Source organism: Alkalihalobacillus phoenicis, assembly GCF_047302405.1.
Lineage (GTDB): Bacteria > Bacillota > Bacilli > Bacillales > Bacillaceae_D > Alkalihalobacillus.
Genome location: NZ_CP154853.1, coordinates 2,254,575 through 2,276,696 on the forward strand (window position 1 = coordinate 2,254,575; position 22,122 = coordinate 2,276,696).

26 protein-coding genes and 1 pseudogene are annotated in these 22,122 nt (G+C 36.6%); 8 read left to right on the forward strand and 19 right to left on the reverse strand.

Annotated elements, in window-relative coordinates; translation table 11 throughout:
- Positions 1-181: 181 nt before the first annotated feature.
- The gene (locus tag AA0017_RS10730; RefSeq protein WP_413381772.1) at positions 182-646 is read right to left on the reverse strand and encodes an N-acetyltransferase family protein; all 465 of its coding nucleotides are present in this window, start codon (positions 644-646) and stop codon (positions 182-184) included.
- A 212-nt stretch (positions 647-858) separates the two neighbouring features.
- Positions 859-1,947, reverse strand: coding sequence for a citrate synthase/methylcitrate synthase (locus AA0017_RS10735; protein WP_413381775.1), 1,089 nt, complete (start codon positions 1,945-1,947; stop codon positions 859-861).
- Positions 1,948-2,069: 122 nt separating this feature from the next.
- Between AA0017_RS10735 and AA0017_RS10740 the strand changes: the two genes are divergently transcribed.
- Positions 2,070-2,948 carry a LysR family transcriptional regulator gene (locus tag AA0017_RS10740; protein WP_413381778.1) on the forward strand — a complete coding sequence of 293 codons (879 nt, stop codon included), beginning with the start codon at positions 2,070-2,072 and terminating at the stop codon, positions 2,946-2,948.
- Between the two features lie 32 nt (positions 2,949-2,980).
- Here the strand turns inward: AA0017_RS10740 and AA0017_RS10745 are convergent, their stop codons facing one another.
- From AA0017_RS10745 to AA0017_RS10760, 4 genes are all read right to left on the reverse strand, one after another.
- Positions 2,981-3,595 (reverse strand): NUDIX hydrolase, encoded by a 615-nt coding sequence (locus tag AA0017_RS10745; protein ID WP_413381781.1) that lies wholly within the window; start codon positions 3,593-3,595, stop codon positions 2,981-2,983.
- An 81-nt stretch (positions 3,596-3,676) separates the two neighbouring features.
- On the reverse strand, positions 3,677-4,180 hold the full coding sequence (locus tag AA0017_RS10750) for a hypothetical protein (protein ID WP_413381784.1): 504 nt from the start codon (positions 4,178-4,180) through the stop codon (positions 3,677-3,679).
- Between the two features lie 96 nt (positions 4,181-4,276).
- The gene (locus AA0017_RS10755) at positions 4,277-4,819 is read right to left on the reverse strand and encodes a histidine phosphatase family protein (RefSeq protein WP_413381787.1); all 543 of its coding nucleotides are present in this window, start codon (positions 4,817-4,819) and stop codon (positions 4,277-4,279) included.
- Between the two features lie 185 nt (positions 4,820-5,004).
- Entirely contained in the window at positions 5,005-5,796 is a 792-nt protein-coding gene (locus AA0017_RS10760) for a MerR family transcriptional regulator (protein WP_413381790.1), read from the reverse strand.
- Positions 5,797-5,969: 173 nt separating this feature from the next.
- On the opposite strand from AA0017_RS10760, the gene AA0017_RS10765 reads away from it, so the two are divergent.
- Complete coding sequence (locus AA0017_RS10765; RefSeq protein WP_413381793.1) at positions 5,970-6,176, forward strand: DUF4017 family protein; 207 nt, start codon at positions 5,970-5,972, stop codon at positions 6,174-6,176.
- 3 nt (positions 6,177-6,179) lie between these two features.
- Here the strand turns inward: AA0017_RS10765 and AA0017_RS10770 are convergent, their stop codons facing one another.
- The 7 genes from AA0017_RS10770 to AA0017_RS10800 form a co-directional block, all read right to left on the reverse strand.
- Positions 6,180-6,518, reverse strand: coding sequence for a VOC family protein (locus AA0017_RS10770; protein WP_413381796.1), 339 nt, complete (start codon positions 6,516-6,518; stop codon positions 6,180-6,182).
- Positions 6,519-6,977: an NUDIX domain-containing protein gene (locus tag AA0017_RS10775; protein ID WP_413381799.1), complete on the reverse strand. Its 459-nt coding sequence runs from the start codon at positions 6,975-6,977 to the stop codon at positions 6,519-6,521. It lies immediately after the preceding gene.
- 10 nt (positions 6,978-6,987) lie between these two features.
- A complete protein-coding gene (locus AA0017_RS10780) occupies positions 6,988-7,443 on the reverse strand; it encodes a GNAT family N-acetyltransferase (RefSeq protein ID WP_413381802.1) in 456 nt (151 codons plus the stop codon).
- Positions 7,436-8,305 (reverse strand): serine/threonine protein kinase, encoded by an 870-nt coding sequence (locus tag AA0017_RS10785; RefSeq protein WP_413381804.1) that lies wholly within the window; start codon positions 8,303-8,305, stop codon positions 7,436-7,438. The genes AA0017_RS10780 and AA0017_RS10785 overlap by 8 nt, the downstream gene beginning before the upstream one ends.
- Before the next feature lie 37 nt (positions 8,306-8,342).
- Positions 8,343-8,630: a hypothetical protein gene (locus AA0017_RS10790; protein WP_413381807.1), complete on the reverse strand. Its 288-nt coding sequence runs from the start codon at positions 8,628-8,630 to the stop codon at positions 8,343-8,345.
- A 104-nt stretch (positions 8,631-8,734) separates the two neighbouring features.
- Positions 8,735-9,772: an HD domain-containing protein gene (locus AA0017_RS10795; RefSeq protein WP_413381810.1), complete on the reverse strand. Its 1,038-nt coding sequence runs from the start codon at positions 9,770-9,772 to the stop codon at positions 8,735-8,737.
- A 43-nt stretch (positions 9,773-9,815) separates the two neighbouring features.
- Positions 9,816-9,983 carry a PspC domain-containing protein gene (locus AA0017_RS10800; RefSeq protein ID WP_413381813.1) on the reverse strand — a complete coding sequence of 56 codons (168 nt, stop codon included), beginning with the start codon at positions 9,981-9,983 and terminating at the stop codon, positions 9,816-9,818.
- A 525-nt stretch (positions 9,984-10,508) separates the two neighbouring features.
- Here AA0017_RS10800 and AA0017_RS10805 point away from each other — a divergent pair.
- Positions 10,509-11,249, forward strand: coding sequence for a hypothetical protein (locus tag AA0017_RS10805; protein WP_413381816.1), 741 nt, complete (start codon positions 10,509-10,511; stop codon positions 11,247-11,249).
- Between the two features lie 129 nt (positions 11,250-11,378).
- Here AA0017_RS10805 and AA0017_RS10810 read toward each other — a convergent pair whose 3' ends face one another.
- The 3 genes from AA0017_RS10810 to gntK form a co-directional block, all read right to left on the reverse strand.
- Positions 11,379-11,654 carry a hypothetical protein gene (locus AA0017_RS10810; protein WP_413381819.1) on the reverse strand — a complete coding sequence of 92 codons (276 nt, stop codon included), beginning with the start codon at positions 11,652-11,654 and terminating at the stop codon, positions 11,379-11,381.
- Positions 11,655-11,884: 230 nt separating this feature from the next.
- On the reverse strand, positions 11,885-13,234 hold the full coding sequence (locus AA0017_RS10815) for a gluconate:H+ symporter (RefSeq protein WP_413381822.1): 1,350 nt from the start codon (positions 13,232-13,234) through the stop codon (positions 11,885-11,887).
- Between the two features lie 24 nt (positions 13,235-13,258).
- Positions 13,259-14,794, reverse strand: coding sequence for a gluconokinase (gene gntK, locus AA0017_RS10820; protein WP_413382555.1), 1,536 nt, complete (start codon positions 14,792-14,794; stop codon positions 13,259-13,261).
- A gap of 448 nt (positions 14,795-15,242) precedes the next feature.
- On the opposite strand from gntK, the pseudogene AA0017_RS10825 reads away from it, so the two are divergent.
- A pseudogene (locus AA0017_RS10825) lies at positions 15,243-15,443 on the forward strand (SdpI family protein); the annotation flags it as partial.
- A 73-nt stretch (positions 15,444-15,516) separates the two neighbouring features.
- On the opposite strand, the gene AA0017_RS10830 reads toward AA0017_RS10825, so the two are convergent.
- The 3 genes from AA0017_RS10830 to AA0017_RS10840 form a co-directional block, all read right to left on the reverse strand.
- Positions 15,517-15,810 (reverse strand): hypothetical protein, encoded by a 294-nt coding sequence (locus tag AA0017_RS10830; RefSeq protein ID WP_413381825.1) that lies wholly within the window; start codon positions 15,808-15,810, stop codon positions 15,517-15,519.
- 6 nt (positions 15,811-15,816) lie between these two features.
- Positions 15,817-17,394: a tetratricopeptide repeat protein gene (locus tag AA0017_RS10835; RefSeq protein ID WP_413381828.1), complete on the reverse strand. Its 1,578-nt coding sequence runs from the start codon at positions 17,392-17,394 to the stop codon at positions 15,817-15,819.
- Between the two features lie 115 nt (positions 17,395-17,509).
- Positions 17,510-17,986: a DinB family protein gene (locus tag AA0017_RS10840; RefSeq protein WP_413381831.1), complete on the reverse strand. Its 477-nt coding sequence runs from the start codon at positions 17,984-17,986 to the stop codon at positions 17,510-17,512.
- A 142-nt stretch (positions 17,987-18,128) separates the two neighbouring features.
- Here AA0017_RS10840 and AA0017_RS10845 point away from each other — a divergent pair, with 142 nt between their 5' ends.
- From AA0017_RS10845 to AA0017_RS10860, 4 genes are all read left to right on the forward strand, one after another.
- Positions 18,129-19,052, forward strand: coding sequence for a TPR end-of-group domain-containing protein (locus tag AA0017_RS10845; protein ID WP_413381834.1), 924 nt, complete (start codon positions 18,129-18,131; stop codon positions 19,050-19,052).
- 41 nt (positions 19,053-19,093) lie between these two features.
- Positions 19,094-19,765, forward strand: a complete 672-nt coding sequence (locus AA0017_RS10850) for an aminoglycoside 6-adenylyltransferase (RefSeq protein ID WP_413381837.1) — start codon at positions 19,094-19,096, stop codon at positions 19,763-19,765.
- A 351-nt stretch (positions 19,766-20,116) separates the two neighbouring features.
- Positions 20,117-20,782 carry a potassium channel family protein gene (locus AA0017_RS10855; RefSeq protein WP_413381840.1) on the forward strand — a complete coding sequence of 222 codons (666 nt, stop codon included), beginning with the start codon at positions 20,117-20,119 and terminating at the stop codon, positions 20,780-20,782.
- Positions 20,766-22,109, forward strand: coding sequence for a TrkH family potassium uptake protein (locus tag AA0017_RS10860; protein WP_413381843.1), 1,344 nt, complete (start codon positions 20,766-20,768; stop codon positions 22,107-22,109). Before AA0017_RS10855 ends, AA0017_RS10860 begins: the two co-directional genes overlap by 17 nt.
- Positions 22,110-22,122 lie beyond the last annotated feature (13 nt).

Genomic DNA, 22,122 nt, shown 5'->3' on the forward strand with positions numbered 1-22,122 from the left:
CGTCCAAATCATTTGTACAAGCTCCTAATCCCTATTAAGCTTATGAAAAATTAGCTTTAAAAATGCTTGGTTTCTCTTCCTCATCCTAATCTGAAATATGTATTAAACGAAATGTATAATTTTTTTCCTCAAAAAAAGCCGAATCTAAAAAAATATTAGACTCGACTGCTTGTTATCACACTTATTCAGGCAATTGCTTCACCATTTTGACAAATTCAGCTTCATACTGCAAATGTTCATAAAATTGAACCGCTCTTTCATTCCCTGTAAAGACATCCAAGACAATTTGCTTAAACCCTTTATCTTTTGCCCATTCTTCAGCGCTATTCATTAACTTTTTTCCGACACCTTTTCCTTCTCCTTGAGTAGAAACAGCAACAGAGGCGACATAGCCTTGAACTTTTCCAGTAAAATAATCTTCGCTTGATCCTAGTTCAATATAACCCATCAATTCTCCATTTTTTTCTTCCGCTACAAATATTTCTGTTTGAGTAGACTTCGGTTCCAAAGACTGTCTTGCAATTTCAAACTGAACCCTTTTCATCTGTTCTTCATCTCGATAGCTCATAAGCTTAAAATCACTAAAACGGCTAGATAATTTTAAAATAAACGTTCGATCTGTTTCTTGGTACGGTCTGATTTTCATTCATGTGAGCCACCTTCCCATTGTCATTTTTTAACAAATGAATATCTCTTGTCTATCTTACCTTATTTAAGGAAGCTCGTTATCATTCTAGAAAAATAATGATAGACAAAAAATGACAGAGTTCAACAATCCCGTGTGCAACTAACTTATGACATATTGGCTTTTCTCGCGAGCCTTCTTCACACCAAACAACTTTAAACAGCTAAAACCCGTTATCTGTACAACTTACCAACATATTCTGCTTGTGGCCTATAAATCGTATTAAAATCAGCTTGCTCTAACACATGTGTCGTCCAACCGACAATTCGACTGGCGGTAAAAGTTGGCGTAAAAAGCTCGACGTCTAACTGGATTGACTTCATAATCGCTGCTGCATAAAATTCTACATTCGTATAAAGCGCTCGACCTGGTTTAAATTCTTCTAATAATCTCACAGCCACTTGCTCCACATAAATGGCTAAATCCAATGAAGCATCTTGCCCCTGTGATTGCTGTAACTTTTCTTTTAAAGCAACGGAACGAGGGTCATGTGTTTTATAAACGCGATGACCAAATCCCATTAACTTTTCACCATTTATTAACTTTTCTCTAATGACTTTCTCCGCTCTTTCTTTTACCGAGATTTCTTCCAAAAGTTCTAAGACTCCTGATGGAGCTCCACCATGAAGTGGTCCTTTCATTGTCCCAATAGCTGAGGTCATGGCTGAAACGAGGTCTGATTCTGTCGATGCCGTCACTCTCGCGGAGAAAGCCGAAGCATTTAAACCGTGTTCTAATGTTAAAATCATATAAGCTTCAAGTGCTTTGGCTATTGCAACAGACGGGATTTCTCCAGTCAACATATACAAATAATTCTCAATGTGATTCAAATGTGCTAATGGTTCATTGTACTTTGTCCCCTTAATAAAATGATAACGATAAGCAATAATAGATGGCACAAGTGCACTTATTTGAATCGCCTGCTCTAATGTTGGTTTCCACTGAAACTCGTTTGTTCCTAATAAAGAGATACTCGTTCGTAATACACTCATCATATCCATATTCCGAGGAAGGGAACGAACCCACTCCTTTAACTTTGGAGAGAGCACACGATACTGTTTCAACTTTTGCTCTAATTGTACAATCTCATCGTCTATTGGTAACTTGGCGTACCATAATAAATAAGCGACCTCTTCAAAGCGATAATTGTTCGCTAATTCTTTCGCATCATATCCACGATATATTAACTTTCCCTTTTCTCCATCAATATCGCTAATTTCGGTTTGGGTAGCAATAACTCCTTTTAAGCCTTGATTGAACATAATTGATTTCCTCCTCACATGAATAAACCTTCAATAAACTCATTTTATATCGTATAATCAATTAATAAAATTAAATAAAATTAATTAGTTTAATTAAAAATATTAATCATAGGGTGAATGAGATGGAGCTAACTTGGCTACAAACCTTTATTACTGCAGCAGAAAACCTTAATTTCAGAAAAACAGCCGAACAACTTTTTATTTCCCAACCATCTGTAACGGTCCATATTAAACAAATGGAAAAAGAATTAGGGACGCTCTTATTTGAACGAAATGGAAAGAAGATAAAGCTCACCGAAGCTGGAAGAAGATATTATCTCCATGCCAAACAGCTCCTTACTATTTATAAGGAGGGTATCTCTGACCTACAATCATATAATCAAGGCTACTCGCGTAAGCTAACCATCGCCATTTCACCATTAATTGCTGATACCATTCTTCCTTACGTTTTAAAACAATATGTAAAACATTATCCAGAGGTCGAAATTTCAGTAAAAATTATTGAATCGGTCGAAATTGAAAAAGCAGTGCTAGAAGAAATGGTTGATATTGGATTTTCTTGTTTAGAAAGCTATCACCCACAAATAATCAATCAATTGCTTTATGAGGATAAAGTTATTTTTGTCGCACCACATGATGGGCAAGATTTTGAGTCAGCTCTTCCACTAGATGAAGAGGAACTTTTATTAAATAACTATCTCCTCACCCATCATCACCCCGGCTATTGGAATGAACTTATGAATCACATAAAAGTCTTTTACCCATCTACCAAAACAATGAAGGTTTCACAAATTCATATTGCCAAACGATTTATTGTGGAAGGTTTAGGCGTTTCTTATTTACCTGAATCTACTGTTCGCCGTGAGCTTATGGAAGGTCGTTTGCTTGAAGTCGAAACCTATTCCTTTCCTTTACCAACAGCAAAAACCTTTGCTGTGATGAAATATGAACACCAACAGCAAAGGGATTTTTTATCCTTTGTCTCGAAATACCGTTTTTAGTTCGGTGCAACCTTTACATTAAATATTTCTCTTTAAATATGTTGACGAATGAGTTGAAGGAGCTTTTGATAAAAGCCTTGATCATGTGGAACAAACTGTTCAAGGCTCACTTCCTGGTCGAACCTTTCCATCTTACCTTCAGCTGTTCTTTCAAAACCTTCTACTTTTAGAGAGTTGTTATTTTTTAAACAAAGATTTTCAAAATCATCTAGATATGCTCGGTAAACACCGGACACTTCTTCTTCCTGCAAATCAAAATCACTCCATGAGCCAGCAAACGTATAGAGAAAAACGTGGGCCATTTCTTTATCAATAAAATTTTCCTTTGTTGCACAATAATCAAGAATCCCAAGTGGAATGAGGTCTTCCATTTGGACTTCTATGCCAAGCTCTTCATGAACTTCTCGAATTCCATCATTAATTGTTTCTCCTGCCAGCAAATGACCGGCGGCCGTAATATCAAATAGCTCCGGGTAATCTTGTTTGAGCTTACTTCTTAATTGAAAATAAATGACCGATTTGTCCGCTTCTTCACCAACAAACCAACAATGAAAGGTTTCATGCCAATAACCAAAACGATGCACTTCATCCCGTGACTTGATTCCCACCGGCTCTCGTTTATCGTTAAAAACTTGTAAGTATTCCATGTCCCAAAAATCTCCTTTTGCTATGTAAATCTTTTTCACTAAAAAATGCTCATTGGAGCGAGTGACATTCCTTTTCCATTATTAAAAAAATCGAATTCTTTTTTCTAGTTCAGAAGCAAAATGTCGATATTTAATCACTACTTCTCTTATGTTATCATTATGTACAATATGTATTGCGTATGTATCTACTTCACTTTCTTCTACTTGTCCCGAATACATCTCCTCGAGTTGCTTTTTCGGATTCGTATTACGAGGAATCTTAGCCTCTGCAACCGGAATAAACACGTGACCTTCATCGCTATCTACTAAAACATCGTTTGTCAAAAAACCTCTCTTAACATTACTCTGTTGGATTTTAACTCCTAAAGGAATTTCATTATCATTAATTAATACTTCTACAAACCGAATATTCCCGATTCTACTTTGATTACCTACGGATACGATTTGAACCTGCTTTCCATCCAAATGGATAGGGAGACTAGGTGTAGCAATTAATGGGGGGCGATTTGCCATGTAAAAAAAGGCTCCTGCTGAAGCTATTAATAAGACAAATAATATGAATAAAATGTTCTTGCTTTTAAACAACCACTCTTCCTCCTTATATGATGTTGATTGAATTCAAACCCCAAATTGATACTACAATTATTTAATTAAAACCCTCTCGATCAATAAAAGTTTTTATTAAGACCAGACTCTTTTTATAGTAGAACTTTCTTTCTGCATTTCTAATACAAAAACATCAGGATTACTAAGCTTTTGCCATTGCGCAAAACCAAAATTTTTGTCAAAGTGATTCAAAATTAATGACAGAGCACCTCCATGTGTAACAACAACAGCATGATGAGTAGCCTCGTCCTTCATAAGACGTTCGAGAACAGCCATTACTCTTATCCCCGCTTCGTTATTGGATTCTCCGCCTGCAAATTTCAAATCCCTATCAACATATGTATCTCTTAATCTTTCAAACCAATCGGGCATATACTGCGTACTTAACACCCGTTCTCTTAAATCATTTTCGACGTGAATCACTTTCCCCTCTTGTTCACAAAAAGGTTCAATCGTTTGTAACGCCCGCTTGAATGGACTTGAAACCACTCGATCAATATTTTTATCAGAGAAAAAATTAACTAACTTCTTCGCTTGTTCAACACCTGCTTCCGTTAATTCAGCTTCAGGCTCTTGACCAATAGCTGAGCAATGACGCACGAGATATATTTTTTTCATTTCGGCTCACTCCTTTCTCTTCATAAAACTATGAATCTCAACAATAATGCTCCCCTTTTTGTAACTTTTATTCACTACCTTATTATAATGTACCTATCCACCTCACCAAAAGAAAAGAGATAAGATCTCCTACATGAGACCTATTCCTTCTATTCTATCCGATCTATCACTCTATAAAAAGTAAATTACTCAAATTTTGATTGTTTAAACTGTTCCTCCATCGCTTTACCTACCGCATCTAACCAAACTTCTTCCTCTTTCGTAAAAAAATTCGGTATTTGAAAATTAGCCTCAGATATATCAAATTCTGCTTCGAATTTTTCAAATTGCTCAAGCAGTGCTTCTTTATCCTCAATGTTTCTTGTCATGATATCAGTCATTCGTATGACCACTTGAAATGCTTCATTAGTATTTGGAGCTATACCTTTTTTCATTAGTTCTTTTATAGTTGCTAACACATCAAGCATTTCCATATCGACTGCTTTTTGTTGTTCTTTTGGTAAATTAAACAACTGTTCAACTAACTCTCTAGGCAGATTCTCCTTCATCCACTCTTTTTGCTCTTGTTCATGTTCCATTTGATATAACAAGGCACTCAAAACGGTCCATGTCACGGGCTTTCCTTCTTTAATTAAAGTTTGTACATGCTCTACCGCTTCAATAGCTTGATTTAATTCATCTCGCTTTTCCGTTAAGAGCTGATGCTGCATCGGAAGAGAATTTTCAAGTTTGGCTAAAGCATCCTCATCTTTTCCTAGCAACTCTTTAATTTCTTGAAGCGAGTACCCGATAAACTTCAAGGCTTGGATTTGCTGCAGTTTCGCCAGTTCAACAAGTCCATACAGACGATGCCCTGTTTGATTTTGCTCAGTAGGTATAAGTAAGGCAATTTCCTCATAAAATCGTAGTGTCCTTACTGTGATCCCTGTTTTACGTCCAAATTCGCTAATCGTATAAGTTGGATTTCTCATACTCATTCCAAATCACTCCTTCGTTCAATAGCTTAGTCTGTTGCTCATATATTTCTTGAGTTTCTCAACAGCCATAGCTAGATTGATGACCACCATTTCTTTTAGATTATCATGTGACGTAACGGAAGGCACAAGTGCTAATGAACCGTTTACAAAAATATGTGAGAGGGGGCTTTTTCTTGAGAAATTTACTTCCAGCCTTATTTATGTATGTAGTCGTCTGTATTTTTGCCGTTTTACTTCCAGCACCAGAAGGATATAACACTTTCTTTTGGAAATTAATTGTTGGTCAAGTATATGCGATTCCCGCTTTTATTATCGTCACCATCATTACTGTTTTTGTCATTAAGAGCAACAAATCCGTTGCAGACGAGGAAGATGAATAAACCTTAACAAAAACAGACTTGAAGCCTATTTCCATCTAAATCAAACAAGTCAAAAAAAGTATTCGCCCCCACTTGAACAATATCAGTAACGATAACATCTTGTTTCCTTAATTGACGATGTACTTTTTCTAAGTCACTAGAAAAAAAGATTGGATAGACTGAAGCATTCGCTTTAACTTCTCCAACCTCGATTGTAAAGGGAACATGCGAGTTACCCACCTTTAAAATCGCATAATCGTCCTCGCGATTAATGACGTTAAGCTTCAGTTTATCTGCATACCAGTTTAGCGAGTTGTCTAAGTCACTTACCGTCACACAAATCGTATCAATCCGGTCTAACATTCACACCACTCCAACAAAATGCTTTTCAAAATATCTTTTGGTTTCCTCATGCGTTAACAAGGCTACTACTTCACTTTTATCGACCAAACGAACAGAACTAATTTCACTATCAATGGGTACGAGTGCTTCTTCTTCACCTTTAAACTCAACTAAAAACATCGTTGTTACTTGTTTTTGAAAGTCTATTTTTCTCTGAATCTCACTTGGAAAGACAAACTCAATTTTTTCATCAAATGACTTCATGATTTTATAACATTCAGAACCGGTTTCTTCTTTTAATTCACGTAAAATCGCCTCTTCTAGATTTCCATCCTCTTTCTCTACCTTTCCTTTCACAAAATCCCATTCACCTACAATCGCTTCTTTCCCGTTTTGCGTATTGATTTTGGTTTTATGAACGAGTAAAAACTGTTCACCGTGATAGACTATCGCTCCGACTGCTTGTCTAATTTGAGTCATATGTTCCTCCTCAGAGTACCTTTTTGCTAAAATGAGTCATTGAAAATTGCTCAGTTATGACTTGCTTGCTGATTTCCTCAAATCCATTTTTCTTGTAAAAACGTATAGCAGGCTCATTCCTTGTTCCTGTTGAAACGGTGATGATCTCAAGTCCGTCCATTTTTTTCTCAACATAAACAAGAAGTGCTTGGGCAATGCCTTTTTTAAAATGTCTTGGATGTGTAACGAGCTTGTGAATGTCGAGCACTCCCCTTGTCCATTTGCATGTAATAAATCCACAAAGCTCGTCACCTTGAAAATAACCATAATAGGTTTCCTTTGATTGCTGCAATTGATCAAGCGTTTCTTGGAGCGGAGGTATTTGCTCAAAATTAGTGAGCTCAGCTTCAACCTGATAAGCCGCCTTTTGTAACTTCAAAGCAGCTTCCGCCTGAAGTTTATCTTTAATATCGATTAATTTAATCATGGTCCAACGCTGCCTCCCACTTACCCGCTAGCTGTCTGAGTGATTCGAAACGATTTTGGCGGTCTTTCTCCACTGCTTTTTTCATCACTTCAAATAAAGGCTCACTCGCTTCCCACTTAGCAAATGAACGATCCAGTTCTCCGCCTAATAAACAAAAAGCCATTGCGCCGATATTAAATACATTCGTTCTGCCATCAATTTCACTCCCTAATTGAAACTCCTCTGGAGACATAAATCTTGAAGAACCCCATAAGCGACCAAGATGATTAATAAAAGGTTTTTGCTGGTAATAATCGATGTCACAAATTTTCAGCTGCTTTTGCTGAAAATCATACATAAGGCTGCCATCATAAAAATCAATCGCAACATAACCCTTTTCCTCAACACGAACATGAAACTGAATGATTTGACTCATCACCTTAATTCTTTCAAATACGGCGAGTTGTTTGAACCGATAAAAAGGAGATTGCGGATTGGTATACTTTTCTGTTTTAGAAAATTCACCTTGAGGATACAAACCCTCACCTTCAAACCATTCAAATATAAGAATATACCCTTGACCGATTTCACCATAATCAATTAATTGAACTAACAATGGATGTTTTAACGTTTCATAAATAGGAACGGATTCTTTTAACTTCCGAATCGCTTCCCCCATATCACCAGAAAACCTCAGTGTGTTTGCCCCTGCATATTTGATAAAACATTTCTTCCCTGCTTTTTTTACACCAAAACAAATATTTCCAGAATCCTGCTGTTCAAATACGTTAAATACTTCTCCATAATTTGTAATCCAGCTAAAATCATGATCTTCCTTTAATTGAAATTCGAATCCATTAATTGCTAAAGAGACGTGATTCATGCTCTTCTCCCTTCATCTGTTCATTACTATGTACGGCTTACCATTCATAACTGGCTGGATCTTTCTTGTAATCTCTCAATTCTTTTTTATACTGAAACATTCTAAAAATAAACGCAGTCCAAATACCCCCAATGACAATCATAAGTGGGGCGATAATAGCAGAAAATAGACCTATTCTATTATAATAGCCATCGATTATATCCATCCATAATCCACCATACACACCAATGCCAATAAAGGTCATAAGAATTGGAAGAGTAACTCCTGGTTTATACGTTTTTTTAAGTAGCCTAAGAGCTTCTTCTGTATTGAGTTTTTGATTCATTTTCAGTCCCCATAAACATAGCCTAAAATAGTTAACTAGATAATTCCCTTGTTAGCTCACCATGACATAGGCTACATCATGTCCTCCTTTCCTGTATGTTCATCTTAAATATTCACCTCATAAGTCTTAAGGAAAGAGGCTAACCCCTCTTTATGCCCCCTCCCTTCTTTTGTATGCTCAATCGATTGTCCATTTTTTAAAGGCAATCTTCCGTAAATTTTCCCGGACTGAATCAAAATACCTTCACCTGTAACAGTCTCAGAGATATTGATTTTGTTCGGTTCAAATAATAACGTATCGATAATTTTTTTTACCTTTGGATTGGGCGATTCGAGAAGCTTTGCAGTCACCTCAGAATCAATATAAAAAGGAAAATCGACTTCTGGTTCAGGCCAATGGAGCTTAACCGCTTCTGCTAATAAACGGTCGACAGCTAACAGCAGTGGCGATAACATCAGTTGATGATCTTTGTAAATCAGTTCAAGTAAATAACTAACTGTTGCGTCATCGGTACTGATTCCTTCATTTGAACAGCTTATTTTTTCTAAAAGGGAAAAGACAGATTGATGAAGAGTACCGTTCATATAATTATCGCGTAAAAAGCTATCTAAATGGTCAAGCCCAAGTACTTTCTCACTTCCCATTAATGGAGATTGTGAATCAAGTAGTTGAATCATATCGTCTGGTTGAAGGTTTATTTTGTTTAAGATCTCGGCAATTTCGTTGCTTTGTATGTACTGATTCGTTAGTTGATGGTGATTAAACTTAAGAGTTCGTTCGACGGCGTGTGAAAAAGGTAAATGTCCGATATCATGAAGAATCGCCGCTGCTCGCAGTGCTAAATCATTAGGAAAGAAATGAAGAACAAGTTTCCAAACCCCGACTGTATGCTCAAAACGTGAATGAGTTACGGAAGAAACGAGAGCTCCTCCCCCATAGTGAGCTAAATGCTTTAAACGCCTGACATACCTTGAAGAAAAAAGTTCGTTTTCCCAATCTAGTGGTTGTATATGAGGATAGAGGGGTTCATTAATCGCTATCATATCGGCTCCTTCATTATCCGAATTGGAAGAATATTCATTATAACAATGGATCTTATTTTGTGTAAATAGTCTATCGTTATTTCTATATGACTCTTTCAAGTTCGTCTCTTCTGAAACACTTTTTGATGAATTGGTTATTTTATTAATCCGGTAAAAGTAAACCCATAATTACATAAGCAACAAGTGAAATAGGAAGTACAATAAATAAAATTCTGACGAGAAAAGATGATACATTATAATATTCTGCAATTCCCCCACACACGCCAAGTATAACTCTGTCATCATATGATTTTCTTAACCTCATAACCATTCCCCTTCCCTTTTTAAACTTCTCTTTTGATTTACGTAATCAATGTTAGAAAGGTTGCATTTTTTCATTCATTCACAAAAAACAAGACACCCCGTGAGGTACCACTACCTTACAGAATGCTCGTTCATAATATCTAAAAAAAGCTACTTTTTGGATGCTTTTATAATAAATGTTGCGGGAATGAACTGTGCTTTTTCCATCGAATACCACTTATTAGGTTGTGTCAGCGTATGTTCATTTGGTAAAGCTACATCATCAATTACCTTATCAATCGTAAACCCTGTTTCGATCAACGTATTAATATATGTACTAAGTTTACGGTGATAAATGACGACCTCTTGATGCCAAGCCTCATTTAATTCTGGTCCTTCTTATTAAAAAGTCTTAAGTACCTTTTCCTACTTTATGAAAACAGAGCCTATGTCCAAGCACGTTTTCTCTCTTTTTTAATATGCTTTAACGTGCTTGTTAATTTATGAGGCTACATTACAAATGGCTTTCACCTATTTTAAGGGAGGAATTTACTTGAGGAATATATGGTTCAAAACAGCGATTACTATTTCAACCATGCTTTTCTTTACAACTGGATGTAATTCCATAACAAAAGAAAATCTATTGGATGAAATGAATGAAACAGCCGAAACAATTGAAACCTATATGGTAGAAAATACGATTTCAGTACAAGTGACAGAGACAAATGGACATGTTCAGGATTACGGGGGACTGACCGTCCAAGGACAAATTGACCTTAAGGAAAGCAAAGGCTTTATTGAGATGCACGAGGATTATATTACAGAGCAATATGAAACCTTTGCTTACTTTAATGGTGATGAGCATTTTGTGAACTGGCTCGGAAATGGTTGGTATCCAGAGAGTTGGACGACCGAGCAAATGCATTTCTATTTTCTTACAGATTACAATCTTGTCGTGGACGCGATTAATAGTATCACGGTTCCGATAAATGCGAACTATGAAGAGACAAGGGACTACTATTTACTTAACTACACGGAATATAACGCCGAAGCCTTCGAAAAATTCGCCCAAATTTTAGGGTTTGACTTATACGAAGATGTCATTAAAGAGATGCATCTAACCATGCAATTTCAGAAAAAGCCATTCGCTCTCCAAAAACTTGAATTCACCTTAATTGAAGAAGCAAACGGGGTCACAAGAGAAGCCGTTATGGAAATCGAATTCCAGCGAGTTAATGAAGATTTTGAAATCGAAGTACCGTATGACATTATAGGTGAAGAAGATCAATTATAATGGTAAAACAGGCTACTAATTAAATCTTTTAGTAGCTTGTTCTCTTATCTAGCTTAATAGCTTTAATGAAGAACGTTCATCTCAATCAATATTTCGAGACATAAATACGCTCAAACTCCTCCTTCTCATTTAAACAAGTATCATTAACCATGCGATCCATAGTGGTAGTATCATGATGATAACCGCCTTTAATATCGTCATCCCTTCATACCCTTTCAGCTTTAAAAGAAAGGCTGTCACGATTATATAAACGGGGTGAAAAGAAGTCATTGCGACCATCGAAATCACCACCGTAGCCGGACGTATTTCAACGATTGAAGAAATAAAAAACAGCACTAAACTATTTTCCAAGATAAACACAATCGCATAACTTAACCAGAACACTTTCGGTAATGGTTGATTCATCCTATTGCTCCTTTCCTTTGCTCTATCTCTTTTTTTGTTTGCTGTTTGCAAGGGGAATCGTTTGGGTAACGCTCATTCTCCTTTTTCACACACCAAATGCGGCAAAAAATCCACAATGTCCCAATTTTGCACAAACACATCCTTACTATTCGCTGTAAATCACGCTTTCTCCTGTTTTTCCCAACAAAAAAAGAAGCAGCTCACAAGAACTACTCCTCCAATAATTAATTTTACACAAATAAACTTAAAAGCAAAACAAACGCTAAACCACTAATCGAAATAACCGTTTCTAGTACTGTCCATGTCGCAAATGTCTCTTTGATCGTTAATCCAAAAGATTCTTTAATAATCCAGAAACCGGTATCGTTCACATGTGAAGCGATAATACTACCTGCACCTGTTGCAAGTACCATTAAAGCAAGGTTGACATCAGATCCTTGCATCATTGGAATAACGAGACCCGCCGTCGTTAAGGCAGCGACGGTTGCCGACCCTTGAGCAACTCGTAGAACAGCGGCAATAAGCCAAGCTAAAATAAGAGGAGAAATCGTGCTTCCTTCAAAAATAACTGCGACATAATCACCGACACCACCATCAATTAATACTTGCTTTAAAGCACCACCGGCTCCGATAATCAACAGCATCATTCCAATTGTTTTAATGGAATTTTCAGCTGACTTCATAACCTCTTTCATTGGGATGTTTCTTGCCACTCCCATCGTATAAATCGCAAGTAAGACGGATAATAACATAACAGTTGTTGGAGCACCAATCATCGCAATTGCATCAAAAAACCAACTCGCCCCAGCAATCGTTTCTTCTAACAAGGATACAACGGTAGCTGCCGCCATTAAAATAACTGGGAATAAAGCGGTAAATGCACTAATTCCAAATCCAGGTGTATCTTCTAATTTAAACTGCTTCGCATCGCCAATTTCAGTCATACTTCCCCCACCCATTTTTTCAAAGGCTGATGGAATGTATTTTTTGGCCACCTTTGTAAAGAGTGGACCTGCAATAATTGTCGTCGGAATCGCAATAATAAATCCATACAATAAGACCATCCCAACATTTGCTCCAAATTCTTGTGATATAACAGTCGGGCCAGGATGTGGTGGTAAAAAGCCATGGGTAACCGATAAGGCTGCTACCATTGGAAGCCCTAAATATAAAATCGGCATTTTAACTTGTTTCGCAATTTGATATATGATTGGAATTAATAAAACCAATCCAACTTCAAAAAACAACGCAATACCAATAATAAAGGAAGCGACCACAACTGCCCATTGGATATTTTTTTCACCAAATTTATGTATTAATGTCATCGCAATTCGCTGGGCCCCACCAGCATCTGCAATTAATTTACCGAGGATAGCTCCTAAACCAAATACAAGGGCAATTCCTCCTAATGTTCCACCCATACCTGATTCAATCGATTTAACGATATCAGCTAAAGGCATTCCAAGTGCTAAAGCAATAAAAAACGCGACAACAATTAATGAAATAAACGTATTAATCTTAAACTTCATAATTAAGATTAACAAAACCACAACACCTAATGCGACAATTAATAAAGGCATTTTCTCACTTCCCCAAGTAAAAGATTATTTATCTTCTTCAATCTTTCGTTGATAACGAGCAATTTGTGTATATTCAGATTCTAATGCGCGAGATAGATTGATAAAGATTGGAATTAATTCTCTATATTCCTCGACATGTTCTCGCTTTGGCTGATGCTCAAACGAATGACCAATTAGGTTTTCTACGACGTCAAGGCTATCAACTTTACCTAAGCCATATAAGCCTAATATACAAGCACCTAAACAAGATGACTCATAACTTTCAGGAACCAAAACCTTCTGATCAAAAATATCCGCCATCATCTGTCTCCAAATTTCAGAGCGGGCAAATCCTCCTGTTGCTTTTATGCTTGTCACCTTTGAATCCATCGCTTCCATTAAAGCTAAAAAGACCGTGTATAAATTAAAGATAACGCCTTCAAGAGCAGCACGAATCATATCTTCTTTTTTATGACTGAGTGTCAAACCGAAAAAGGAACCACGTACATCGGGATTCCAAAGTGGTGCACGTTCCCCTGCTAAAAATGGATGAAAAAGTAAACCGTTTGAACCTGGTCGAACCCGACTGGCAATTCTTGTCAGCACCTCATACGGGTCAATTCCTAATCGTTTCGCTGTTTCCACTTCACTCGCCGCAAACTCATCCCGAATCCACCGTAAAACCATACCACCATTATTGACTGGACCCCCAATCACCCAATGCTCATTGGTTAAGGCATAACAGAACGTTCGACCTTTTGGATCCGTTTTAGGCTTTGGAATGACGGTACGAATCGCTCCGCTTGTTCCAATTGTAATCGCCACTTCTCCTTCTTTAATTGCGTTGACACCGATATTAGATAAAACGCCATCACTCGCCCCAATGATAAAAGGTGTTGTATGTAAAATGCCCATCTCACGTGCCAACTTTTGATCACAACCAGTTAAGCTCTCTGTCGTCGGAACCAATTTCGATAATTGATCGGCTGTGATTCCAGCAACTTCAAGGGCCTCTTCATCCCAATCTAACTTCTCTAAGTTAAATAAACCCATGGCTGAAGCAATAGAATAATCGACCACATATTGATTAAATAGCTTCAAAAAAACATATTCTTTTATACCTATATACTTTTTCGCTTTTAAGGAGATATCTGGACGGTCATTCGTTAGCCATGTAATTTTACTTAAAGGTGACATTGGATGAATCGGTGTCCCTGTACGTAGATAAATTTCATGACCATTTAATTCTTCTTTAATTTTCCTCGTCCAGCCCTCACTTCGATTATCAGCCCAAGTTATACACTTTGTTAAAGGTTCATCTTGTTCATCGATCGCAATGACACCGTGCATCGCACTACTAAAGGAAATAAACGATAAATCTGCAGGAGCAATTTTTGACTTTTTCATTACTCCCTTAATTGACAAAATAACCGCTTGCAAAATATCCTCTGGATCCTGCTCAGCTGTCGCTATATTAGGAGTATATAACTCATAACCATTGTTTTCCTGGGCAATAATTTCACCTGTTTCTCGAAATAAAACGGCTTTTGTACTTGTCGTACCTATGTCAAGGCCCATCATGTATTTATGCTTGTCCACTACTCCCCGCCTCACCTTCTAATATTTTCCACCATGTAGGCTTTTTAACACGTTAAAAAAGCGCTTACTTTTTTATATAATCAATCCGAACACCTACTGTATAAGAGATCGGATCACCTAACTCCTATAGCGAATTATTATACGTCTTTCTGACAAAAAATACTACTATTTTTAATTAAATGATAAATTAGGAGGACGTGTTAATCCATGTCTCTCCCTTATTTCTTTATTTTTATAAATTTTTGTTCTTCTCTTTTAATTCGTCACGAATTTCCGTAAGAACTTTTGTCATTTCAGAAGTGTTTATAGCTTTTTGAACTGCTGTTTCAATAATAAGGTATAAAATAACTAAAGATATAATAGATAAAAGATGGTTTTACTTCAGGATTAGGGTGGTTCTTAAACCAATACTTCTTTATGGACATTAAAGGATGAACGGGTCTGGCTCAAAGCAAATCGATTCGGTGGAAAACTATTATTTATCGTTGGATTACTTATTGTATCGCTATCATTTATTGCTCCAGAAGGGATTGCAATGATTAGCTTGATTTTAATTCTTACAGCAGCCTTTATCGCCACACTAGCCTCTTACATCATTTACAAAAATATAAAACCTAGTATTGGAACATAAAATCGAGTGGTTTTTTGCCACTCGATTCTTAGTGTTAACTATTATCTTTACCTCTTTCATTTACAGTCTTTCCCTACTCACTCTCTTCTATTTTAAATGTCAGAAAAACTTTCACGAGTACGATTAAACCTAACACTGCTGTAATTATAAAAATAACCGGATCTCCTGCTAGGTTAAATTCATCCACAATGACTCCTCCTTGAAACAATAATATCGCAGCGATCAAAACCGCCAATACGGAATTTATTAAAATCACATAAGTGCCTTTCCACTTTTTTTGACCAAATACTAAATAAAGAAAGTTTAGAATAACAATGAATGATATCACAATATAAACTGGCCGAAATAAATCAAAAGTCTCAAACATCCTTTTTTACTCCCCACTTAATTCCTCTAACAAAATTTCTAATTGTTCTCGGTCATTTGTATAAATCTCACCATATTGATCAATAAGTGCTTGAATGAGCCATTTCATATCTTTTTCACTCGAAAAATAGCCACTTTGAATAAAGCGATAGTAGGCTTGATACGGATTCCCCTCATCATAATCAGAGGCGATATTTCTTATTAACTCAAGGTACGATTGATATTGATTATGTCCAATAGAGTCGAGTCCTTCTGCCATTATATTAATCGCTTGCTCTAAATCCGTTACAAGGTAAGCGGTAGATAGATAATAATAACGATGAATATTGTTCGGATCTAACTCTAGTGCTTTTTTATATGCAATAACCGCTAAATCAGGTTGGCTTTGCTCTAAATAAATGGCTCCTAATTGCTGGTAAGCTTGGACTGCATTCGGTATCGTCTTAATGATTTTTTCTAAATTATCGATCTTTTCCTCCGCAGTAAAGTCCGCTTGATTGGCAAAAAGCCATTCATTCGCAAAACTATAAGCCTCAAAAAACTCATCTGCATAGCTTTTTAATGATTGACCGACAACTATCTCAAAGGCTTCATCAACCTCCCTTTCAGGCATTTCCTCATATAATAGGACTAAAAAATCATCGCCTATCGTTTCAAACAATGTATTTAATATGGCCCCACTTTGTCCATAAATGTCATAAGGAACGGCTAGATGCTCGTCCCACCCTTGCTCATAATTAAAAGCGTCAAACTCAACCACTTGAAATCGAGGATCAAACTCAATCTTTTTTTCTTCCCTCTCTAAAGCAACGCTTACCCCTTCTACTAACCAATCAGGTGCATAAACTCCACCATCAAATGAAAAGTAGAGATGATGGATATACTCGTGGGCTAAAATCCGTTCATAAAACTCTTCGTCAATATTTGTTTTTATCGGCACGTGAATAGATTCGGAATAAGGTTGATAGACTCCATAAGCATTCGAATCCTCATATGGTAACTGATATGGGTGTTCATAAAATACAACGGATACAGGAGAATGAAACTCTTCACCAAAATAGTTTCCCCACTCCACTTTACGAGTGTCAACCATCGCTTCAAAATCAGCAATTGCTTCCTCCGCACGAGCTAAATCCATATTATAATAATAAGTGAACGGATCTTTATTAATCTTCGGAAGATCTAAATATCCATCATCATGCCAATCACCACTTATCATATAAAAATAATCTTGGACCAATGTGATTCTCTCCACTGGTCCGGCTACCTCTGTTCGGCCATATTGCTGTTTATATAGGTCATTCAATGCCCCTTGAAGTCCTATAAACAGCATACTCAAACCGATAAAAATAGCCGTAAATAATAATAGATATAAATTGTTATACCACTTTTTTATCGGGTGAAAAGGCAATCGTATAAAACCAATTATGGCAAAAACAACTACAAATAAAGCTAAACTACTGCCCAACTCACCCAAGAAAAACAGCACTTCATAATGAATAAAAAAACTTAAAATACCCCAAAGCACAATACTTAAGATGACCGCTAAAATAAACCAACCAGTGCTTTTCAAAAATGGATGCAACGTCTAATCTCCTTTAAAATTCTCTTTACTTCATTATCATTCGACAAAGACTATCTTATCCCTCTTTTTACCTAACCTAGATATAATACTTCTAGTTCTTTTTCTTGTAGTTAGATTAATAGGATGACAAACTGTTCAATCTACGGCCCAAAAAATGAGCTTGCACTGGATCCATCTTCAACTCTCTCGCCCAAATTGATAGTTGTCCTATATGGTGAATTTCATGTGTTAGAATATGATGAATAATATCTGCTACTTGGTAGGAGCGTATTTCCCAAGGAATATAGATATTCTCCTTCAACCGACTATCCATCTCATTTAAAATAAACGGTACCAATTCAGCCCTCCATTGATCCGAAAGCCTTTTGACCGCATCTAGAGTAGGATAATCAGCAGCATCGTAGATAATATCTTCTTTTCCTTGAACAGCTCGTAACCAACTATTCTCAACTTCAGCGACATGAAAGAGAGTCGCTAAAATACTCCCAACTCCACCCACTCTTCTTTTCGTTAATTGCTCAACAGATAATGACTGACACCACCGAAACCATTCATCTCTTATTTGCCAATTATATTCAAATAACGGAATCATTTATATCCACTCCATTAAAATTAGTTAGTTTCCAAAAATATACTACAAAGGCATCGTCACGTATATGAAATTTCGAACTTTTTCAACAATTCCCCCCATAACCATATGATATAATCTTAAAAAAGAGAAGAGGTGCAATAGCATGTCAAATGTAGAATTTATCAAGCTACAGAAAGAAATGTTTACTCTCTTTACAACTAAAAACTTTGAGGAAATTCATCGCTATATCGATAAAGTACAAATTCTTTTTCCAACACGATTAGACAAAACCCTCTTTTGGACAGCTTGTGCCTACTCCTTACAACAAAAAGTAGACGAAGCGATTTCAACTTTACACCAAGGGCTAGAAAAAGGGATTTGGTGGAATCCAAACCTTCTAATTAATGATCCTGATTTACATAATCTTCAACATAACAAAAAATTCCAAGAGCTTTTAACTAAATGTGAGGATATTTATGAGACTGAAAAATTAGCATCTACTGCAAAATGGAACACCTATGGTAATCCCGAATCTAATACTGGTATCTATACTCTTCACTGGCGTGGTTCAAACAATCAAGACTTTGCCCCTTATTGGCTAGATGAAAAAACGGAACACTACCATTTTGGCTTTCTACAATCCTCTCAAATCTTTAGTTACAACTCTTTTTCATGGGATAACCATGTAACTTCCCTAAATGACATTACCTATTTTTATGAAAAGTTTGATCATGAATACAAGCATCCAAACCAAATTTTTGCCGGAGCATCTCAAGGTGGTCAATTAGCGATTGAACTAGTACTCAAACAAACTTTTCCAAAGGTAAACAAATTCATTGCTGTTATTCCAGCCATCAAAGATATCGACTATTTTGAAACCTTGATTAAATCAACTCTTCCTACAAATATTAAGGGTTACATCATTACTGGTGACGAAGATCCTTTTTACCAAAACACCTTACAATTAATGACCCTATTTGAAGCTTATCAAATCGATTGCCAATTTATTGTGAAGCAAGGGCTTGGTCACTTTTTCCCTGCTGATTTTACTAGTTTGTTGTCTATTGCTTTAAAACAAATGGCTTAGAAAAAGATTTTAGACTGCAAAAAGGAGGATAACCAACAACAATGAGAACCGAACAAGAAATAATGGACTCAATAATTCGAACAGCACAGGAAGCTAAGCGAATTCGTGCTGTCTACCTGAATGGTTCTCGAACAAATCCAAATGCTCCAAAAGATATTTTTCAAGATTATGATATTGTCTATGTCGTAACGGAAACGGCATCCTTTATTCAAAATAGAGAGTGGCTACAGCCATTTGGAGAGTTCATTATGATGCAAGAACCCGACAATAATTTTTCCAATGACGAAGAAGATTTTGAAAGTTCTTATGGTTTTTTGGTGCTTTTTACTGATGGAAACCGAATCGATCTCCGGCTCCAAACGAAAGAAACATTGTTAGAAAACTATAAAAAAGATAAGCTTACTCTTCCTCTATTGGATAAAGATCATACTTTACCAGCAATTCCTCCACCTAGCGATATTGACTATCATGTACAAAGACCTTTTGAAAATGACTTCAACTGTTATACGAATAATTTCGAGTGGTGTTTACAAAACGTAGCAAAAGGAATTTGGCGTGACGAGCTTCCTTATGCGAAGCTAATGTTTGAATATACAGTAAAAAAATCTTTAGATAAAGTTGTTAGCTGGTGGATTGGCATTGAGCAAAATTTTCAAGTTTCCAGTGGGAAAATGGGGAAGTATTTTAAAACGTACCTCCCTAAATCAGCCTAATAGTTGTTGACCAAAACACTCGATAAAAGAATGGTGGAGGGCTCCTATGGCACTAATTGACATCTTCTGGTGTGGATACAAAGACCCTCTAACCACCTTCCCTTTTTTTCCTAAAAGATATGTTATTGACAACTAATTTTTCTGGATGTATGATACTTTTTGACTCAAGCCCATAAAATGACAAATCAAAGGAATGAGTGTATTACATAGGTTAATATCCCTTACTACTGTTTACACTATAAGAACGGACAAAAAAATATTTTTTTCTATTCAACTAGTAATACTGAACACGCTCAGTCTCTTACTCAAATGCTTATTAAAGATAGCAAACCCGCTGAAAGGAATTTTATTATGAAGAAACAATTTATTGTGATCGGACTAGGTAGGTTTGGTTCTAGCCTTACTAAGACCTTAATAGAAAACGGCCACGAGGTACTTGCGATTGATAAAGATTTAAACCTGGTAGAAGAGATGGCCAATATAGCGACCCAGGCTCTACAAGCTGATTGTACAGATGAGTCGGTATTGCAAGAATTAGACGTGCGACATTTTAATCATGCAGTCGTTGCCATTGGCGAAAATCTACAAGCAAGTATATTAACAACATTGCTGTTAAAAGAAATGGGAATTCCAAAAGTTACAGCTAAAGCCAAAAATGCGGTTCATGGGAAAGTGTTAACCAAGATTGGAGTCGACCAAATCATTTATCCTGAAAGAGATATGGGGGTACGATTAGGAAAGCAATTAAGCTCTGATAATTTAATTGACTATATAGAATTATCTCCCTACTATAACCTTGTTGAAATGAAAGCACCTTCTGCGATGGATGGACGGACTCTTGCCCAGTTAAACATTCCAACAAATTACGGTTGTACAATTATGGCTATTAAAAACAATATCGATATTAACGTCTCCCCAAAAGCAGAAGATACTATCCAAGCAGGAGATATATTATTAATGATCGGAAGTAATGAAGATATTCGCAATATGGAGGATAAGTATGGAAAGAAACGCTAACTACCAAAAGCGTATAAGTCCTCCACAACTTATTATTTTAATTTTTATCTTACTTATTTTAGTCGGATCTATCTTATTAAGTTTACCCATTTCTTCTAAAGGAGAAGCGATTCCGTGGCTTGATGCACTATTTACAGCAACATCCGCTGTCTGTGTAAATGGATTAGTCGTCATTGATACTGGAGCTTCTTTTTCGACTTTTGGCCAAGTGGTTATTATGATTTTAATTCAAATTGGTGGCCTTGGCTTTATGACATTAGGAGTTATAATTGCCATCTTATTAGGTAAAAAAATCGGGTTAAGACAACAACTCGTTCTCCAACAAACAACCCAATCAAATTCAAGACACGGACTAGTTAGACTCTGTTTATATATCGTTTTAATTGCTTTCGCCTTTGAATTAGTTGCGGTCACGATACTTACTTTACGTTGGGTGGGGGATATGGGATTTCAACAAGCTATCTATTACGCACTTTTCCACTCCGTATCCGCATTTAATAATGCTGGCTTTGCATTATGGTCAGACAGCCTCAGTGGATACTTGAATGACCCAATTGTGAACTTAACGATTATCATGCTTTTTATTTTTGGTGGTTTAGGTTATATCGTCATCGTCGAGTTATTTCAAAAACGGTCTTGGCGAAAATTTTCATTACACACAAAGGTCGTGCTCGTAACATCAGGAATTCTCATCCTATCCGGATTTTCATTACTTTTTTTATTAGAAAGTTGGAATCCGGCAACGTTTGGTAATATGTCATGGGGAGAAAGAGTGTCAGCTGCCCTTTTTCAAAGTACCACACCAAGAAGTGCTGGTTTTAATACAATAGACATTGGAAGTATGCTATCTTCTTCACAGCTCCTCATCATCATTTTAATGTTTATTGGCGCCTCATCCGGTGGAACTGGTGGAGGAATTAAAACCAATACCTTTGTTGTCCTTGTGTTAGCGACTTTAAATACATTTCGTGGCGGTGGACAAATCCATGCATTTAAGCGCAAGATTGCTAACGAAACGGTCATGCGTGCCTTAGCCGTTGTCACTAGTTCACTTGCATGCGTGTTGTTTGTTGCTTTGTTATTAACAATTACTGAAGATATGTTAGAAGAACACTTTTTAGAGGTCTTATTTGAAGCAACATCAGCCTTTAGCACAACTGGACTTTCCATGGGTCTAACAAGCGAATTATCCCCAGTAGGAAAAATTATCGTTATCTTCACTATGTTCGTTGGACGGCTTGGTCCCTTAACTTTAGCCTATGCATTAGCTAAGAAAAAGCGCACCTCAAAAATTGGGTATCCAGAGGACCATGTTTTGATTGGTTAAATACTCAAATCAT

Bases quoted from the DNA above. Each gene is read 5' to 3' on its own strand.
- AA0017_RS10730 (WP_413381772.1), bottom strand. From the start codon at position 646: ATGAAAATCAGACCGTACCAAGAAACAGATCGAACGTTTATTTTAAAA.
- AA0017_RS10735 (WP_413381775.1), bottom strand. From the start codon at position 1,947: ATGTTCAATCAAGGCTTAAAAGGAGTTATTGCTACCCAAACCGAAATT.
- AA0017_RS10740 (WP_413381778.1), top strand. From the start codon at position 2,070: ATGGAGCTAACTTGGCTACAAACCTTTATTACTGCAGCAGAAAACCTT.
- AA0017_RS10745 (WP_413381781.1), bottom strand. From the start codon at position 3,595: ATGGAATACTTACAAGTTTTTAACGATAAACGAGAGCCGGTGGGAATC.
- AA0017_RS10755 (WP_413381787.1), bottom strand. From the start codon at position 4,819: ATGAAAAAAATATATCTCGTGCGTCATTGCTCAGCTATTGGTCAAGAG.
- AA0017_RS10760 (WP_413381790.1), bottom strand. From the start codon at position 5,796: ATGAGTATGAGAAATCCAACTTATACGATTAGCGAATTTGGACGTAAA.
- AA0017_RS10770 (WP_413381796.1), bottom strand. From the start codon at position 6,518: ATGTTAGACCGGATTGATACGATTTGTGTGACGGTAAGTGACTTAGAC.
- AA0017_RS10775 (WP_413381799.1), bottom strand. From the start codon at position 6,977: ATGACTCAAATTAGACAAGCAGTCGGAGCGATAGTCTATCACGGTGAA.
- AA0017_RS10780 (WP_413381802.1), bottom strand. From the start codon at position 7,443: ATGATTAAATTAATCGATATTAAAGATAAACTTCAGGCGGAAGCTGCT.
- AA0017_RS10785 (WP_413381804.1), bottom strand. From the start codon at position 8,305: ATGAATCACGTCTCTTTAGCAATTAATGGATTCGAATTTCAATTAAAG.
- AA0017_RS10790 (WP_413381807.1), bottom strand. From the start codon at position 8,630: ATGAATCAAAAACTCAATACAGAAGAAGCTCTTAGGCTACTTAAAAAA.
- AA0017_RS10800 (WP_413381813.1), bottom strand. From the start codon at position 9,983: ATGGTTATGAGGTTAAGAAAATCATATGATGACAGAGTTATACTTGGC.
- AA0017_RS10810 (WP_413381819.1), bottom strand. From the start codon at position 11,654: ATGAATCAACCATTACCGAAAGTGTTCTGGTTAAGTTATGCGATTGTG.
- AA0017_RS10815 (WP_413381822.1), bottom strand. From the start codon at position 13,234: ATGCCTTTATTAATTGTCGCATTAGGTGTTGTGGTTTTGTTAATCTTA.
- gntK (WP_413382555.1), bottom strand. From the start codon at position 14,794: ATGATGGGCCTTGACATAGGTACGACAAGTACAAAAGCCGTTTTATTT.
- AA0017_RS10830 (WP_413381825.1), bottom strand. From the start codon at position 15,810: ATGTTTGAGACTTTTGATTTATTTCGGCCAGTTTATATTGTGATATCA.
- AA0017_RS10840 (WP_413381831.1), bottom strand. From the start codon at position 17,986: ATGATTCCGTTATTTGAATATAATTGGCAAATAAGAGATGAATGGTTT.
- AA0017_RS10845 (WP_413381834.1), top strand. From the start codon at position 18,129: ATGTCAAATGTAGAATTTATCAAGCTACAGAAAGAAATGTTTACTCTC.
- AA0017_RS10850 (WP_413381837.1), top strand. From the start codon at position 19,094: ATGAGAACCGAACAAGAAATAATGGACTCAATAATTCGAACAGCACAG.
- AA0017_RS10855 (WP_413381840.1), top strand. From the start codon at position 20,117: ATGAAGAAACAATTTATTGTGATCGGACTAGGTAGGTTTGGTTCTAGC.
- AA0017_RS10860 (WP_413381843.1), top strand. From the start codon at position 20,766: ATGGAAAGAAACGCTAACTACCAAAAGCGTATAAGTCCTCCACAACTT.